At 38.9% G+C, this 16,285-nt stretch carries 15 protein-coding genes and 2 pseudogenes; 15 read left to right on the top strand and 2 right to left on the bottom strand.

Features of this window, described 5'->3' with window-relative positions:
- The first annotated feature begins 62 nt into the window (after nucleotides 1-62).
- The gene (locus FNK51_RS21080; protein WP_141994613.1) at nucleotides 63-758 is read left to right on the top strand and encodes a hypothetical protein; all 696 of its coding nucleotides are present in this window, start codon (nucleotides 63-65) and stop codon (nucleotides 756-758) included.
- A 52-nt stretch (nucleotides 759-810) separates the two neighbouring features.
- On the opposite strand, the gene FNK51_RS21085 is transcribed toward FNK51_RS21080, so the two are convergent.
- Nucleotides 811-930 carry a DUF4023 family protein gene (locus tag FNK51_RS21085; protein WP_061465287.1) on the bottom strand — a complete coding sequence of 40 codons (120 nt, stop codon included), beginning with the start codon at nucleotides 928-930 and terminating at the stop codon, nucleotides 811-813.
- 575 nt (nucleotides 931-1,505) lie between these two features.
- Here FNK51_RS21085 and FNK51_RS21090 point away from each other — a divergent pair.
- The 11 genes and pseudogenes from FNK51_RS21090 to FNK51_RS21140 all read left to right on the top strand — a co-directional run bounded on the left by FNK51_RS21090 (nucleotide 1,506) and on the right by FNK51_RS21140 (nucleotide 11,793).
- On the top strand, nucleotides 1,506-1,829 hold the full coding sequence (locus FNK51_RS21090; protein WP_141994572.1) for a protease inhibitor I9 family protein: 324 nt from the start codon (nucleotides 1,506-1,508) through the stop codon (nucleotides 1,827-1,829).
- A gap of 15 nt (nucleotides 1,830-1,844) precedes the next feature.
- Entirely contained in the window at nucleotides 1,845-2,315 is a 471-nt protein-coding gene (locus FNK51_RS21095; protein ID WP_141994573.1) for a hypothetical protein, read from the top strand.
- A 258-nt stretch (nucleotides 2,316-2,573) separates the two neighbouring features.
- The gene (locus tag FNK51_RS21100) at nucleotides 2,574-3,950 is read left to right on the top strand and encodes a sensor histidine kinase (RefSeq protein WP_141994574.1); all 1,377 of its coding nucleotides are present in this window, start codon (nucleotides 2,574-2,576) and stop codon (nucleotides 3,948-3,950) included.
- Between the two features lie 9 nt (nucleotides 3,951-3,959).
- Nucleotides 3,960-4,544: an ANTAR domain-containing response regulator gene (locus tag FNK51_RS21105; protein WP_141994575.1), complete on the top strand. Its 585-nt coding sequence runs from the start codon at nucleotides 3,960-3,962 to the stop codon at nucleotides 4,542-4,544.
- Between the two features lie 144 nt (nucleotides 4,545-4,688).
- Nucleotides 4,689-5,959, top strand: a pseudogene (gene eutH / locus FNK51_RS21110) (ethanolamine utilization protein EutH).
- An 18-nt stretch (nucleotides 5,960-5,977) separates the two neighbouring features.
- A complete protein-coding gene (locus FNK51_RS21115; protein ID WP_141994576.1) occupies nucleotides 5,978-7,384 on the top strand; it encodes an ethanolamine ammonia-lyase reactivating factor EutA in 1,407 nt (468 codons plus the stop codon).
- 18 nt (nucleotides 7,385-7,402) lie between these two features.
- Nucleotides 7,403-8,767, top strand: a complete 1,365-nt coding sequence (locus tag FNK51_RS21120; RefSeq protein ID WP_141994577.1) for an ethanolamine ammonia-lyase subunit EutB — start codon at nucleotides 7,403-7,405, stop codon at nucleotides 8,765-8,767.
- A gap of 32 nt (nucleotides 8,768-8,799) precedes the next feature.
- Nucleotides 8,800-9,525, top strand: a pseudogene (gene eutC / locus FNK51_RS21125) (ethanolamine ammonia-lyase subunit EutC); the annotation flags it as partial.
- An 802-nt stretch (nucleotides 9,526-10,327) separates the two neighbouring features.
- On the top strand, nucleotides 10,328-10,768 hold the full coding sequence (locus FNK51_RS21130; protein WP_098369292.1) for a cell wall hydrolase: 441 nt from the start codon (nucleotides 10,328-10,330) through the stop codon (nucleotides 10,766-10,768).
- 251 nt (nucleotides 10,769-11,019) lie between these two features.
- Nucleotides 11,020-11,289 carry a hypothetical protein gene (locus tag FNK51_RS21135; protein WP_098369293.1) on the top strand — a complete coding sequence of 90 codons (270 nt, stop codon included), beginning with the start codon at nucleotides 11,020-11,022 and terminating at the stop codon, nucleotides 11,287-11,289.
- A 297-nt stretch (nucleotides 11,290-11,586) separates the two neighbouring features.
- Entirely contained in the window at nucleotides 11,587-11,793 is a 207-nt protein-coding gene (locus FNK51_RS21140) for a hypothetical protein (protein WP_286178809.1), read from the top strand.
- Between the two features lie 362 nt (nucleotides 11,794-12,155).
- Here the strand turns inward: FNK51_RS21140 and FNK51_RS21145 are convergent, their stop codons facing one another.
- Nucleotides 12,156-13,568, bottom strand: a complete 1,413-nt coding sequence (locus tag FNK51_RS21145; protein WP_141994579.1) for an FMN-binding glutamate synthase family protein — start codon at nucleotides 13,566-13,568, stop codon at nucleotides 12,156-12,158.
- A 212-nt stretch (nucleotides 13,569-13,780) separates the two neighbouring features.
- Here FNK51_RS21145 and FNK51_RS21150 point away from each other — a divergent pair, with 212 nt between their 5' ends.
- The 3 genes from FNK51_RS21150 to FNK51_RS21165 all read left to right on the top strand — a co-directional run bounded on the left by FNK51_RS21150 (nucleotide 13,781) and on the right by FNK51_RS21165 (nucleotide 16,133).
- Nucleotides 13,781-14,527, top strand: coding sequence for a YqjF family protein (locus FNK51_RS21150; protein WP_141994580.1), 747 nt, complete (start codon nucleotides 13,781-13,783; stop codon nucleotides 14,525-14,527).
- Nucleotides 14,528-14,938: 411 nt separating this feature from the next.
- Complete coding sequence (locus tag FNK51_RS21155; protein WP_098372972.1) at nucleotides 14,939-15,133, top strand: DUF6366 family protein; 195 nt, start codon at nucleotides 14,939-14,941, stop codon at nucleotides 15,131-15,133.
- A gap of 784 nt (nucleotides 15,134-15,917) precedes the next feature.
- Nucleotides 15,918-16,133, top strand: a complete 216-nt coding sequence (locus FNK51_RS21165) for a hypothetical protein (RefSeq protein WP_053348812.1) — start codon at nucleotides 15,918-15,920, stop codon at nucleotides 16,131-16,133.
- Nucleotides 16,134-16,285 lie beyond the last annotated feature (152 nt).

Genomic DNA, 16,285 nt, shown 5'->3' on the forward strand with positions numbered 1-16,285 from the left:
GAACGAATGCGATTCATTTGGCGGGATTAGGGTAAACCATAAATGAGGAAGTGATCGTTTTGATGAATTTACTTTTTATGTTGCTTTATTTTATAATCATCGTTCTTGTTATTGAAATATCGGTTACCTTGCTGAAATTGACTGGATTAAAAAGCACAGTGGCCAGATTTCAGGTTATCTCCATGCTGACGGGTACTGGTTTTACAACTGACGAGTCAAAATCCATCATTGATCATCCCGTTCGAAGGAAAATAAGCATGTTTTTAATTTTATTTGGTGCTTTCTCACTTGCTGTCATCATTTCATCGATCAGTACATTGCTTACGGATGATCTGCGCTTGATGGAGTTAAGCATCATTATAGGAATACTGGTGGTTCTAGTCGTATTAGTGAAATCTCCATTCCTGCATAATAGAATATCGAATAAGATGAAAAGTGAAATGTACAATCATTATGAATTATGGGAACACCCGATAGAGGAGGTCCTATTTTTAGAAGATGAAGACGTGGTCATGGAGATCGATATTTATGAGGACTCTGAATTCATAGATGTCAAAGCGTTTGATGTCATCCCAGAAGTAGCGGACATCAATATGTTGTTTATTGAAAGCGGAGAAGTGAAAATCAGGAAAGAGTTATATGATTATAAAATCAAATTAGGTGATAACCTCTTTTTATATGGAAATAAAAAAGAGATAGAAGAAACATTCTCAAAAGAAATCGAAGAGATGAAGAAGAGAAAAAGTACATCGGAGTGAAAAGAATCCCGGCCTTATATTAAGGCTGGGATTCTTTTGAAGATGGGCCTCATTAATGTTTTTTATTCGGTAATTTCTGAGCGGGATTCCCATTGCCTTGACGGCGGAAATTGCCTTCTTCCTTTTTTTGCTGCTCTTGAATGCTTTCAACAAATTCCTTAGAACTTTTCATTGAATGTACCTCCTCCGTTTATTTTCTTCTTTACTATAACCAGAAGAGGTGAAATTCATGAGTATGGAAGAAATGTTGACTTTCTTATAAATAGGATAGATGGTAATGTGTGGAATTAAAATATTTTTTATGAAATGAAACCACCCCGACCTACTAGCATAGCACCAAACGAGACTTCTTTAAACCCTTCCTTAATATCCTTCGTGAATTCCTGTTACGTTTAACCCGGAAATTAAACCAACAACGATTACTATTATAAAAATATCCTGCCATTTCTAACATGAACAAACAACCTTATGCTAAAACGCCAGATACTTGTCTCAAATTTTGGGAATTAAATTTCAAAAATGAAACACCATGATGCGATTCAGATGATTTAATTGAATTATAAAAACAGGTACTCCATTAAAGCGAACCCCAAAAAATGGAGTAGACCTGCTATCTATGGAGATTCATTTGCTACCAAATTTCGAATGAAATCATAGACGGGAGCTGGAAAACTAATAAGCACAACTTATGTAACGTACTATCAAACAAAAACTTTTTTTGGAATTTTAAACTAGGAGATGAATTAGTTGAAAAAAATAATTTCATTTATTGCTGTTTTTATTCTAATATTTTCATTTTTTTCACAACCTCGAGTAAGTAAAGCAAAGGATCATAGCGAAAAGAACTATTTAATAGAGTTTAATACGAAATTGGATACTAAATCAATTGAAAAAGAGGGAGGGAAAATTAAAGGGAAATACAAGAATTTTAAGGCAGTAAAAGTATCATTAACAGCTGATGAATTATATAAAATAAAGAAAAATTCAACTGTAAAACTGATTGAAGAAGATGTAACAGTACAATCGACTCCTTTAAATGGGGAAACATATCTTGAAAATGGGTATAGTTAAGGGGGAGGGGGGAGCGTGCGAAAGTTAATTATTGGTACTATTATTGGTATTGTGTCAATTTCATTAATAGTATATGGATATTACTACTACATAGCTCAAATGGATAAAAAAACCAATGCAATTGAACTTAACGTCGAACAATCACTTGAACATCAATTGACAACAGACGACTATGAGAGTTTTATTTATAAAATTACCAATCATACAAATAAAAATGTTAATCTACGATTTGCTACAGGTAATGAAATAGACGTAGAAATCCATACTTTAACGGACAGTCCAATTAAAGAGGGTACTATCATTACTGTTGAACCTCAACCAACTGAAGAACACTACAAGGAATTTAGTAAAGGAGAAACATTGGAGTATACGATAAGAATTAATTCAAAGTTGCTTACAAAAGGTGACTATCAATTAACTGCCCAATTTACTCCAAGTAATGCTATATCTCATAATAAAGTTGAGCAAATAATAACTCAACCTTAACAAATATAAAAACAAACTTCACAAATATGCTACTAAGTATCCACTAGTAATGTTTACAATCAAAAAGGGACAAACAATAAAAAGACGGAATTGCTCCAAATTCGGGGAAATTCGGTCTTTTTACGTTTGGGAAATATCCCTTTAAATATCTCCATCTAATGTTAGAATACATTACATTAGAATATTTTGAATATTGACAAAAATAAAGGCGAAATCTATAATAATATCCATGAATAAACATTTATTGGAGTTTTGCCTATGGAACGGACAATGACTGTCCGAGAATTATGTGAGATGCATACTCATTTACTGGACAAGGATATTCAGATTCTTGAAAATCTATCAACGAATTTATCGTTAATAGCGAATTTGAATAAAGCGAATGTGTTTATCGATTGTCCGGTGCTTGAAGGGAAGCATGCCATTGTCGTCGCAGAGGCATGCGGACATTCAGTGAAATCGGTTTATGATCATCCGGTTGTCGGGAAATTTGCCTATGAGGCTTTTGAACCGGCAGTATTTTATGTATTGCGGACCGGTAAGGACATGTTCGTGAATCGGGCATTGACTCAAGAGGGAGCAATGGTCCAGCAAAGTGTCGTTCCAATCAAGGGGGAATGCAATCGGGTCATCGCCGTTTTGATCATGGAAAAGGTGATTAATGAAGAACCTGAAACTTCAAAACAGTTTGATAGGCAAGATCAACAAAATTCCTTAGTTCCTGAATTTATCGAGGAGTCCATTTTCCTGATTAATAACCAAAACCGGCTTGTCTATACGAATCCTGCTGCCATTAATCTAGTATCGGATATATGTATGACGGACTGTGTTTTAGGTGAATCCATTTTCGATTATTTTCCTGGCTTTGCCGATGTTCTTGCTTCAAAAGAGGACATTTTAATGAAGGAAATGAACATTGGTAAAAAGATTTTTCAAATAAAGAAATTCCATTTGGGCAACAAGAATTCCGATGAAACGTTCATCATCATCCGGGACCTGACAGAACTGCGGGATAAAGAGAGAGAGCTGATTAGCAAGTCAGTGGCCATTCGTGAAATTCATCATAGGGTGAAGAATAATTTGCAGACAGTCGCCAGTTTACTTCGGCTGCAAATGAGGATAGGAGCCCCTGAAGAAAGCAAGCCCCATTTATTGGTCAGTTTGAACCGGGTGTTAAGCATATCGTCGGTTTATGAAATCATTTTGGCAAGCAGTCAGGTCGATCATGTGGACCTGCTGGAGCTTATTAGGAAAATTGGCGATATGATCGTTCATACGGAGGGTCATGCCCGTCAAAGCCTGAGCATTGAATATAGTGGTGATGAGCTTCATTCCATTGATTCCGACATTGGCGTTTCTGTCGCGCTGGTTGTGAATGAGCTCATTCATAATTGTGTGAAGCATGCTTTCAAGGAAGGGACGGAAGGGAAGATTGCCGTATGCTTTCAAAAGGATGGTCCTGAATTGGAAATTCAAGTAAAAGATGATGGCATCGGATATTCACCGGCAGTGAAATCAACTTTAGGGCTGGATATCATCCGCATGACGGTGGAAAATGATTTGGATGGGGAGTTTTCGATTCATCGGATTAAAGAAGGTACCCTGGCTTCTGTAAGATTTCCATACAAGAGGTAGGTGGGAGAAGTGGTCAAGAGGATTTTGGTCGTGGAGGATGAATCGATTGTTCTGCTTGATATAACGATCATGCTCAAGGATGCAGGCTTCGATGTGGTAGGACATGCCCGTAACGGCGAGAAGGCGATTGAATTGGCACATGCACTACAGCCGGATCTCGTTTTGATGGATATCAAAATGCCAAAAATGAATGGGCTTAAGGCTAGTGATGTGATATCCAATACCTTTCAGATTCCGGTCCTGCTTTTAACTGCATTCAGCCAGCGTGAATACATTGACGAGGCGAAGCGCGCGAATATCGTCGGATATCTTGTAAAGCCAATTACGGAGGCGAATTTGATTCCGGCGGTGGAGATAGCTTTGCTGCAAGCAGCCAATACAAAGAAGCATCAGGAACGAAATGCTCAATTGGATGAAACGCTCACAAATCGTAAAGTCATTGAAAAGGCAAAAGGAATTATCATGAAAAGGAAGAATGTAACGGAAGAAACCGCTTACAATAAGCTGAGAAGGCTAAGTATGGATAAGCAGCTTTCCATGGAGACGGTGGCACGTCGAATCATTGCAAATGATCAAAAACAAGTAAATAGATGAAGCAATGGCGCTTTGATGGACCAAAATGGTTGAAGGCAGGCATTTCTGCCGAGCAACCTAAGTTTGGGCTATAAGAGGCGTCTTTTTAATACCCTTTTTTTAAGTCGATAGGCCAAAATAAATCGGAATTCAGGGGGAATATGTATGGAGATGGTTGGTAAGTTCGTTATTTATATCATTATGGTGTGTGCCGTTGTCGGTGCTATTGCATCGATTAAAGACAGTGAGCAAGGCTTGGGCAAACAGTTCATGGAAGGTTTGCATACTGTTGGCCATATATTTATCCCGGCAGCTGGAATCATGGCCTCGATCCCTTATTTATCATGGTTCATCGATAAAGTATGCGGCCCGATTTTCGCTGCGATCGGTGCAGATCCCGCCCTTGCCGCAACAACGATTTTGGCAACGGATATGGGGGGTTACCAATTAGCGGCCGAGCTGCAGCAATCATATGAAGGCTGGATCATGGCGATGATTGTCGGATTCATGTCAGGGGCAACGATTGTATTCTCGATTCCAATGGGACTTGCGATGCTGGAGAAGCGTGATCATAAATACATGGCACTTGGTGTCATGTCAGGAATCCTGACGATTCCGATTGGCGCTTTTATATCAAGCGTGCTGGTGGTGGCAACGAATTCGAAAATCCGAGAAGTGATTTCCACGAATGCGGATTCTACATATGAATTCGCGTTGAGCTATTTGAAAATTGCCCTGAATCTTTCCCCTCTTCTTATTTTTGTGGTCTTGCTCGCGCTAGGTCTTTATTTCCTGCCGGATTTGATGATCAAAGGTTTCATGTGGTTTGGAAAAATATTGGATGCCGCTATCAAACTTGTACTCGTGTTTTCAATCGTGGAAATTTTCACCGGACTGTTTTCCAATGTACTTGGTGCTTGGGGTTTCCATCCGATCATGGCTGATAAGGCAGACCAGTTCCGTGCCCTGGAAACGGCGGGGTATATCGGGATAATGCTGGCAGGTGCTTTTCCAATGATTTACCTGATTCAAAAATACGCAGGCAAACCGCTTGAAGCGATGGGCGGCAAAATCGGGCTGAGCAAAGCGGGGAGTGCAGGGATATTAGCCACGGTAGCCAATATATTAGCGATGTTCAAACTTGTTAAAGATATGCCGCCGAAGGATAAGGTCATAAACATTTCCTTCGCCGTGTGTGCGGCCTTCCTATTAGGGGATCATTATCATTCACAGCCAACTTTCAGCCCTCCTTGATATTGCCGATCATTGTCGGCAAGCTATCTGCCGGAGCGATTGGAATCGGTCTTGCTTACTGGCTGTCCGTTCCGAAAGCTTTGGAATTGGAGGAAAAGGATCGTGAAGCAGGAGTTATCGGTGTAAATGAATATAAAACGAAAAACGAGGAAGAAAACAGCAATGAAATCCAAGTGGTGTAAAACTGGGGTGTGATTTTAATGAATGAACAGGTGGAACGAATCATCAGTGCAGGAATTGATATTGGCACCAGTACGACGAAACTTGTCATCAGCGAGCTTTCGCTTAGGAATGTGGCGGGTGGCGGACAGGTGCCAAAAATTGAAATTACCGAAAAGAAAATTCTGTATCGAAGTCCCATTTTCAGGACCCCGCTTTTATCCGATACGGTAATTGATATACCTGCTGTTCAAAGAATTGTGGAAAGTGAATACCATCAAGCCGGGATCACGATCGATAACATACAAACAGGGGCTGTCATCATTACCGGGGAAACGGCAACGAAACAAAATGCAGAAGAAATGGTTTACCGGTTATCTAAAGCGGCGGGGGAATTCCTTGTAGCGGCAGCCGGTCCGGACTTGGAGGGAATCATTGCCGCCAAGGGATCGGGTGCCCATCAACATTCCATAAAGACAAGAAAGACTGTAGCGAACATAGACATTGGCGGGGGAACGGCGAATATTGCCGTATACCGTTCCGGCATGCTTTGCGGAACTTGCACACTGCATATAGGAGGCCGTTTGGTGGAGTGGGAGGGAGCGAAGGTGAAGGTTGCTCCTTCAATAGGGAAATGGCTGAAATCAAAGGGGCACTCTCCTATGAATGGTGATGGGGCAATCATTACAAATGAAATGGCGAAGGTGCTTTCGAGGTTTTTGGCTGGTTCATTCACAAAAGAAGATGAACTCCTTTTAGTGGGGAAGGAGCCATCATGGGAAGGACGAATCGATGTGTTGATGTTCTCGGGAGGTGTCAGTGATTGCATCTATCATCAAGAACGGGAGGACAAAAGCTTCCGGGATATCGGCATGATGCTTGCCGCCTCTATTAAGGAAAATAAAGAATTGGCTGCATGGGAGTGGGAACAGCCCGTTGAAACGGTTCGGGCGACTGTCCTTGGAGCAGGCGCACATACGACTGAAATAAGCGGTGCGACCATTGAGGTGAATGATTCTCATCTGCCCGTTCGCAATATCCCGGTCTATCGCGTCGATTTTCAAGGCGTGATTGATGATGTAACCGCGAGAATGGCACATGCTGTTCAGGATGCAATCACGATATACGACGCCTTGCAGGAGGGCCTGAATTTTGCCTTTTATTTAACGAATTTACCTTATCAATCATTTCGGGATATTCACCAGCTCGCAGTTGCTTTTACCGAGGCTTTGATGCAAAAACCGAATCGGCAGCAGCCTCTGATCATTGTCATGGATAGTGATTATGGGAAGGCACTTGGTCAAACCATTCTAGCGAACCAACCGGATCTGCCGGTCATCTGCATTGATCAGACAGAAGTGGAACATGGTGATTATTTAGATATAGGAAGGCTGCTGCGGACAGGGGTCGTTCCGGTTGTAGTAAAAACGCTAACCTTTCACAGTTAGGAAAAGGAGGATTATACGATGAAATTATCCACTCAATACTTTGGGGAAATCCATCAATTCAAATCGTTGAAAGAAGTCATGGCCAAAGCGAATGAAGAGAAATCAGGAGATAGGCTTGCGGGAATTGCAGCAGATTCGGTCCAAGAACGGATTGCGGCGAAAGCGGTGCTTAGCGAATTGACCTTGGCGGACATCAGGAACTATCCCCTGCTCTCCCCGGAAGAGGATGAGGTGTCGCGGATTATAGATGGTCTCATCAATGGAACCATCTATCTATCCGTGAAGAACTGGAGCGTTGCCGAGCTGCGTGAATATATTTTGAGTGACGAAACGACGGGCGAGGATTTAAAGCGATTAAGCAGGGGATTGAATAGTGAAATGATTGCTGCGGCAGCCAAATTAATGTCGAACCTCGACCTTATCCATGCAGCCAATAAAATTGAAGTGCTCACCAAGAATAATAGCACAATCGGATACAAAGGAACGCTTGCTTCGCGCCTTCAGCCTAACCACCCTACCGACAATGTCGATGGCATGCTGGCTTCTTTAAAAGAAGGCCTCTCCTATGGAGTTGGGGATGCACTCATTGGAATCAACCCTGTCGATGATTCGGTCGAAAGCGTAAAGCGGCTGCTTCATGCGACACAGGATGTCATCCAGAAGTGGAACATCCCGACCCAAAATTGTGTGCTTGCGCACGTGACCACGCAAATTAAGGCCGTACAGCAGGGTGCGCCTGCCGATATGATTTTTCAAAGCATCGCCGGAACGGAAACGGCCAATCGCTCTTTTGGAATCAACGTACAATTGCTCGAAGAAGCTAATGAGGTCGCGAAGGCCTATGGGACCGGCACAGGCCCGCAGCATCTTTATTTTGAAACGGGGCAAGGCTCCGAGTTATCGGCTGAAGCGCATTTCGGAATCGATCAGGTGACGCTTGAAGCCAGGAACTATGGATTTGCCCGCTATTTTGATCCGTACATTGTCAATACGGTCGTCGGATTCATCGGACCTGAATATCTATATAACAGCAAGCAGGTCATCCGCGCCGGGTTAGAAGATCATTTCATGGGAAAAATGCATGGACTGCCGATGGGTGTGGATATTTGCTATACGAATCATATGAAGGCGGATCAAAATGATATCGAGGACTTGGGTGTACTTTTAGCGGCGGCTGGCGTGAATTTCATCATCGCAACTCCGATGGGGGATGACTGCATGCTAAACTATCAGTCTTTGAGTTATCACGATATAGCGACTTTAAGGCAAACGATGGATAAGCGGCCTGCCCCATTATATGAAGCCTGGCTGGAGAAGATGGGGATTATGGAGAATGGAAAATTAACGAAGCGTGCCGGTGATCCAACTATATTTAACCATTAGGAGTGGATGATATGGGAATGAATAATAAGGAAGAATTGGATGCCTTGATGGCGAAAACCCCTGCGCGGATAGGTGTGGGAAGGGCAGGGACCCGGCCGAAAACGGATTCTTGGCTAAAATTCCGTTTTGATCATGCGGCGGCCGTCGATGCTGTATATGGTGAAGTCAGTGATATTCTTTTGAAACGCTTGGATTTATTCAAGGTGAAAACGAAGGCCGCTGATAAGGAAGTCTATTTACGGCGTCCGGATTATGGCAGGAAGCTTTCGGATGAAGCAAAGCGGTTGATAGAAGCCAAATGCATAAAGGCCCCAACGGTTCAAATCATCATTTCCGATGGTTTAAGTGCCAAGGCGATCGAAGAAAATGTGGAGGATGTCTATTTATCTTTCAAACAATCTTTGGCACTGGCAGGTCTGAATACGGGTACACCTTTTTATATTGAAAAGGGCCGGGTTGCCGTGATGGATGATATCGGTGAAATCCTTGGACCTGAGGTCATTGTCCTGTTGATCGGTGAACGGCCTGGTCTAGTCAGTGCTGAATCATTGAGCGCTTATATTTGCTATAAACCACGTTTGGGCACGATTGAAGCAGAGAGGATGGTCATTTCCAACATCCATAAAGGAGGGATTCCCCCGGTTGAAGCTGGAGCGCATCTTGGCACGGTCATTCAAAAGATCCTCAAATACCAAGCGAGCGGCATGTCCCTTGTGAAGAAGGAACATGAAGAAGAAAAGCGTGAAAAACTCGGCTGAGAAATAAAGATGGAGGTGCGCATTACTCCACTCAGTTTGTAGGAAAAAGGGGGTTCGGGATGGTTCCGGATGATGATTAAGACTAGGTCGTTGGTTTCCTCTGCAGGAACTCGCTTTTCGCGGACGGTCCGGAACGCTCACATCTCGAACCATTATTTTAATACATGACTAGATTATCCTTCATGTTTTTTTACTGAAATCAACTGGAACATTTTTTTAATAGGCTCTGTTAAAGGATGTTGTTGATTTCCTTGATGAACTAACGGGGCAGGTTAGTTCATCAAGGAATTAAAGAATACCCATGTCTAATTTTTTCCTTATATGTTAAAATAAAGAAAATGAAATTATGAAAAGAAGGGTTAGTTTTGATAAAAACTGTATTTGTAGGTTTATTATCATTTATCTGTGTAAGCATAATATTTTTATCGATCGGATATTTGTTTGATTTTAAATTGTTAATGTTTAGTTTTTACGAAGAAACTTCAACAGGGTTCGAACTTGGAGGTTCAGTACTTCCTTTTATTATCGGGATAATTTGTAGCTATTTTATCGGTAATTACTATCAAAAAAAGAAAATATAATTATTAAGCTAACGGGTGCGTTAGCTGAAGATCGGAGCTGTCTATAAGGCAGCTTTTTCTTATGGAACTAACGGGGCAGGCTAGTTGCATAAAGGGAAAAAAGAATGCAATAGTTTTCATTTTACTTAAAAGCTGTAAGTTATTATAACTAAGCATTTATATTACATAAATAATGACATGACTGTAGGCTATTTTTCATACAATATTTTTGGGGTGAAAAAATGGCAAGAGCGAGTTACCGAAGTTCAGACGTTGACTTAATGGCAAGGATGATGAGAGCTGAAGCCGAAGGTGAAGGACAACAAGGAATGTTATATGTTGGAAATGTAATTGTGAATCGTCTTGTAGCTAATTGTTTAGACTTTAAAGGTTTAAGAACAATTCCACAAGTCATTTATCAAGTACAAGGAGGAAATTATTCTTTTGAAGCTGTTCAAAAAGGGAATGTATTTTATCAAAGAGCGAGAGGTATTGAAAGAAGATTAGCAGAACAGAATTTGAAGCACTGGAGACAGCATCCGGCTAGATATGCTCTTTGGTATTTTAATCCATATGCTCCATGCCCTCCAACATGGTATGATCAACCTCATACTGGTCAATTTAAAGACCATTGTTTTTATGAACCAAAACCTGGAACATGTGATAGTGTTTATAGAGGTTAAGCTTACTCTTTGAGTAAGCTTTTTTACATATTTAAAATATTTATACAATATAAAACTTTTAGTAATAGTTTTTATCTAAAAAAGTAAGATTGTGAATTATTGTACTTAAGCTAACGGGTGCGTTAGCTGAAGATCGAAGCTGTCTTTTAAGGCAGCTTTTCTTTATGAAACTAAAGGGGCAAGATAATCCAATAAAAATATACAAATTTACTATATTTGGTAAAATAGATTAAAGGAGAAGGGGGGGAATCATGAAAAAATATTTAGGGGTTATTTCGTTTGCTTTTATTATCTTGGTTATTTGTTTCTTGGCTGCAGATATAACTCGAGTAATTGAAACTGGAGTAACAACTTTTCGTGTATTAATGATATGCGGAATCATTATATCTCTCTCTTTCTCTTTTCTCAGTGAGAAAGGGATTTGGAGAAAATTAGCTCTAGGTCTCAGTATATTTGTTGGTTTATTTTACTTTATAGCCTTCGAATTAATGAGATTAGTATTCCAGGGTAATGGATTTTAAATTGTTTATTCATCTAGGTGCTTTACTTCAATAAGAGAGTTGCTTCGGCAGCTCTTTTCCTTATGGAACTATCGGGGCAGGTTAGTTCCATAAGGAGTGCTATTATAAGACCTATCGTAAAATGCCAAAAACGATGTGCATTGGTGGGCAGAATTATATCCTCTGACGTATTTATATTACCTCTCACTAAAATGCCTTACAGAGCCATTTAAGTGGTAAAACATTTCCACTTTTCAGTTTTTTATTCCAGAAAAAGTGTTATTATTTGTTAAATACATAATATGAGGCGGGATGCTTATGAATGATAAAACTCAGTTATCTTTAATTTTGCTCTTAATATCTCTGGCAATATCAATTTATTTTTGCTTTTCGGAAGGCTTATTAAGGGGTGGATATGAATTAGCTGTAGATGGTTTTGTAGTAGCCAGAGCCTTAATGATTATTTACACATTACATTTATTAGGGAAATTAGGAGATGTTATTATTAATAATAAAAAAGATTAGCTCATGGCTAATCTTTTTTTTGTTTTATAGATTGATGGATTAAATACTTCAATAAGGGAGGTTGCTGAAGCAACCTTTTTCTTAATGAACTAACAGGTGCTATAGTTCAAGAAGCTAAAGGCAGCAATTATAATTATTATTTTGTTCTTCCGCAATCGGACGCATTAGTTGAAGATGGAGTTGCGATGGCAGCTCTTTATTCTTGCTGATCAACTAACGAATAGGTAAAAGGACCACACATATTAGACATATCAAAAATGTGTGGTCCTTTTAATATCAAAGGTTAAACTTACCTTACTAAATATAACATGTGATCGTTTGCCAATCTGGATATTTTGAATTTGCTTTCTATACACATTCAATTATTTCTCTTTTTGTATGTCTTCCCAAGGTTCAAACGAAAAGGGAATTCCAATCATTTTAGCAGTCAATTCATCATAGGAAACTAAATCTTTTTTTGACAACTCCTTTAAGGAATGTTTCCCCATCGCTCTTAATGCCATTTTCATTTCTTCTATACTTGCTGTAAAGAATTTCTCTGCTGCTTTTACTCCATCTTCTATCTTAAATTGATCCTTGAATTTACCTTGATTCCAAACAACTTGTGTAGGTGGTTCAAAGGGAAGAGCATTCAATGCTTGACTATGTGAGACAGCAAATAATATGGCAGATCCTACATAAACAGCATCAGCACCGAGTGCAAGTACTTTTAAAAAGTGCCCAGGTACTAATAGCCCTCCTGAGACAATTAAACTAATTTGCCCCTTCATTTTTCTCTTTTCTAAATGATTAACAGCCCGGACAACTGCATGCAATGTTGGTATTCCCATGTCATCGGATAAAATGGGGGGGGCACCGTGTGTGGCTGCTTGGCCGCCGTCAATCGTAATGAAATCAACACCGAGTTCAATTAAATGATCTATATCTTCTTCGATTTTTCCACCTGCCCCCATTTTTACACCAATGGGAACACCACCAGTTATGCTCCGAAGTTCATTAACAAGTTTTTTAATATCTTTCAATGTTTGATTTTTAAAAAAATGTTCAAAAATGACTCCATCCTCATTTTCTTTAAGCCCCATCACTTCACGAGCCCGACCTGTTAAATTTGTGGGTGAAATTTTCCCCCCCATCCCAGCTAGTGCGCCTTGTCCGAACTTAATTTCAATCATGTCGGCACGCTTAATAAGATCTTCTTCCTTTGACCATTCTGTTTTTGAAAACTGTAAAATATATTTTCCTGCTTTATCTAATTCTTCAGGTATTACTCCGCCTTCTCCGGAATTAATCGCGGTTCCTACATTTTTTGCTGCTTCCGCCAAAGAAAGCCTTGTTTGTTCACTAAGTGCGATACCATAGGCCATCCCTGTAATCATAAGAGGAATTTTTATTTTCATTGGTTTTTTTGCTTTTGGTCCAATGGTTACCTTAACATCAACGTCTTCTTCACCATCAATAGGAAATGGTGTCGTTTGTGCAGGGATAAAGGTAATTGGATCCAAATGCGGCCATTTTTTTGAAGAGCCAAGTGGTCGATGCAGGACGTCGCCTGTTTCTGCACGCAAGCTATTTTCAAGCATATTTTGAACGCCCATATGCCTTAGTCCTGGCATCAACTCCATAATATTTTCTTGATAGCTGTCGGTTAAAATGATTTTTCCCATTTTCTTAACTATACGTTTCATAATCCAACGCCAACCAACAAGCATGAATAAAAATAGGACAAATATTATTGCAACCATCACAAAAGATAAATAGGATAGAATGTTCGACATATTCACTTCTCCACTATCAAATTAATTTAACAGCTCAATATTGTTGTTATTTCCAGAAAAAGTATAATTGTGTTATTTTATAAAGATATCAGTCACAACTTTATAGGGTGAAAGTCAATACAGAGAGCAATTGAAAAATACAAGCAACATCAAATGATTTTCTGAGTTTTTTTTCACCCCTTAACTAAGTAGATATAAAGGAGATACTTTTCATGAACCTACTAGATGATAACGCTCACCGTCCTTGGCCAATACCTTCAAAAAAATGGATTATGCGACAACCTTGGAGAAATCTCTTGTTTACCCATTGGCCTATTCCAGCTGAAACACTAAGACCGCATATTCCTCTTCATTTAGAAATTGACACCTTTGATGGATATGCCTGGTTGGGAGTTATTCTCTTCGTTATGGAGGGAATTTATCCTCGTGGATTGTCATCTGTATCACTAACCCCTAAATTTTCAGAAATCAATGTAAGGACATATGTTCAATGTGATGGTAAACCCGGTATCTTTTTCATGTCTCTTGACGTTGAGGACTGGGCCTCCTATATAATAGCCAAGAAATGGTTTCGTTTGCCCTATCATTCTGCACAAATTTCTTTAGAAAAAAAAGGACAAACCTTTCATTGTCAAAGTATCCGTAATGGAAAAACAAATACTCCAATTAGATTTAATGCAAAGTACGCTCCAATACCAGAAGTTTATTTTCCTAAAAAAGGAACTTTAGATCATTGGCTCACAGAGAGATATTGCTTGTATAGTACGGATAATGGAGTCAATATCTATTGCGGAGAAATACACCATCGTCCTTGGCCGCTACAAAAAGTAGAGGCAGAGATATGTACGAATACACTTTTTACTCCCTTTAATTTTGACCTTACTGAAGTCAATCCGCTTTTTCATTTCTCTAAAGGTGTTGATACACTTATATGGAATATTAAGAAAACACGGTTCTAGTGTAAAAAGATTCCTTGAACTATTCATTTCTTTCGAATTCGAGGATTAAGAAACTTCACTTAATTTCAATACTCAATATCCCTCACATCTAAAACTTAAATGTAACGCAAATAATGAAGAATCCATTTTATTTAATTAGTAATCCCTAATGGTCGTTTTGATATTATAAAATAACCCTTAGCGTGTAAGTAATTTTGAACCTCCCCGCAAAATACATAAAAATCATTAAATATTGTCTGAGGTATTTTTAATCAAACTTTATTTGAATTCAACACTTAGCTTAAGATCGGAGCTGTCTTTAAGGCAGCTTTTTCTTATGGCACTAACTGGGCAGGATAGTTCAACAAGGATAATGGTTATTTATGGTAAAGTGTAAAAGGAATGATTGTTTAATTTACAGGGGGTGTTCAAATGAGTGAAGATAAAGAAACTCCTGAAAGAAGAAGAGAAAAATTAAGACAAAAAGAATTAAAAAGAAATCCTTCTAGCAGTATTCACGGTGGAGGTCTTGCTGATTTAGTTGGTAGCTTAGGTTGGAAAGGTACGGGAATTCTTATTCTTGTAATCATAATTGGCTTTATTTTTGTATCACTCTTCTTAAAGTAACGGATGCTTTAATTCAATAACAGGGGTTGCTGTGGCAGCCTTTTTCTTATGGCACTAACGGGGCAGAATAGTTCAAGAGTGCTGTTGATCTTTGTTCAACAATTGGGCCATATTCTTGAATAACTATCGACAGTACACTTGTCATAAGAAAGAGCCTATCAAGGTAAACTCTTTCTATTTTCCTTTTAATAACCAAAAACCAATTAATATAATTGTGATGCCAATCCCTGTTCGCCAATTGGGAATTTCTTTTAGAAATATATATCCAATTGCGACACTAACTAGTATCTCCATTCCTTTAGAGACAATAAGTGAGAAGGTTAAGTTATCTACAATTTTTGTTAAAAACTTCACTCCGTATCCAATCATAATACTCGCGGACAGGAAAAGAGGTAAAAGCTTTATGTAGTACCATAAAGTGGATAAAAAATTCGAGTCAATGTGCTTGGTGTGATAAGCGTAAATAGTATTAATAATTAATAAACCGCCTAACATTAATAAAAGGGCAAGGAAAATCATAAATGTTGTTCTCCAATTGAATTTGTTTCTATAATTTTGCCCAAATGCAAAATCTTTATGTAAAGTAAAAATGAAGTTACTCATTAGCATGAACTGTTTTCAGAATCGCTTTTCTTAATGAACTAAAGGGTGCGTTAGCTGAAGATTGGAGCTGTCTTTGAGGCAGCTTTTTCTTTATGCAACTAACGGGGCAGGTTAGTTGAATAAGGTAATATTTGGATTAAGATAGATATAAGTAGAAAAGTTAATAACAAGGGGTGATTTTTTGGAGAAAAATATTGGGGATGTAGATTTTTTTAAACAAGTAGTAAAAAGACTTTGCAAAAAAAACAATATTTCCCCTCAGAAACCTAAATTTGAAATCATCGAGAACGTAATGGTTATTAGCATTAAGAACCATTTAAAAGATGGAGTAGACTTAGATTGTTTTAATATTTTAAACCTTATTTACCGAACAATTGGACCTTTAGAAGAGAGCTGAACAAACAAGAAATAGAATTATTGAGGCTTATGCAGAGTGTCAAGGCATTTTATTTTGATTATAGCAATGAAATGAATACCATTTGGCGATGAATTATTTTACTAAGTTTTTAATGTTTTTACTGATATATGCAAAGTTAGCAGTACACTAAT

It is taken from the genome of Bacillus sp. B4EP4a, assembly GCF_006680105.1.
Classification (GTDB): domain Bacteria; phylum Bacillota; class Bacilli; order Bacillales; family DSM-1321; genus Peribacillus; species Peribacillus simplex_E.

What these genes read in the sequence shown, in the direction of transcription:
- FNK51_RS21120 (WP_141994577.1), top strand. Translation starts at nt 7,403, where the DNA reads ATGAAATTATCCACTCAATACTTTGGGGAAATCCATCAATTCAAATCG.
- FNK51_RS21150 (WP_141994580.1), top strand. Translation starts at nt 13,781, where the DNA reads ATGAACCTACTAGATGATAACGCTCACCGTCCTTGGCCAATACCTTCA.
- FNK51_RS21100 (WP_141994574.1), top strand. Translation starts at nt 2,574, where the DNA reads ATGGAACGGACAATGACTGTCCGAGAATTATGTGAGATGCATACTCAT.
- FNK51_RS21145 (WP_141994579.1), bottom strand. Translation starts at nt 13,568, where the DNA reads ATGTCGAACATTCTATCCTATTTATCTTTTGTGATGGTTGCAATAATA.
- FNK51_RS21085 (WP_061465287.1), bottom strand. Translation starts at nt 930, where the DNA reads ATGAAAAGTTCTAAGGAATTTGTTGAAAGCATTCAAGAGCAGCAAAAA.
- FNK51_RS21130 (WP_098369292.1), top strand. Translation starts at nt 10,328, where the DNA reads ATGGCAAGAGCGAGTTACCGAAGTTCAGACGTTGACTTAATGGCAAGG.
- FNK51_RS21135 (WP_098369293.1), top strand. Translation starts at nt 11,020, where the DNA reads ATGAAAAAATATTTAGGGGTTATTTCGTTTGCTTTTATTATCTTGGTT.
- FNK51_RS21140 (WP_286178809.1), top strand. Translation starts at nt 11,587, where the DNA reads ATGAATGATAAAACTCAGTTATCTTTAATTTTGCTCTTAATATCTCTG.
- FNK51_RS21080 (WP_141994613.1), top strand. Translation starts at nt 63, where the DNA reads ATGAATTTACTTTTTATGTTGCTTTATTTTATAATCATCGTTCTTGTT.
- FNK51_RS21115 (WP_141994576.1), top strand. Translation starts at nt 5,978, where the DNA reads ATGAATGAACAGGTGGAACGAATCATCAGTGCAGGAATTGATATTGGC.
- FNK51_RS21155 (WP_098372972.1), top strand. Translation starts at nt 14,939, where the DNA reads ATGAGTGAAGATAAAGAAACTCCTGAAAGAAGAAGAGAAAAATTAAGA.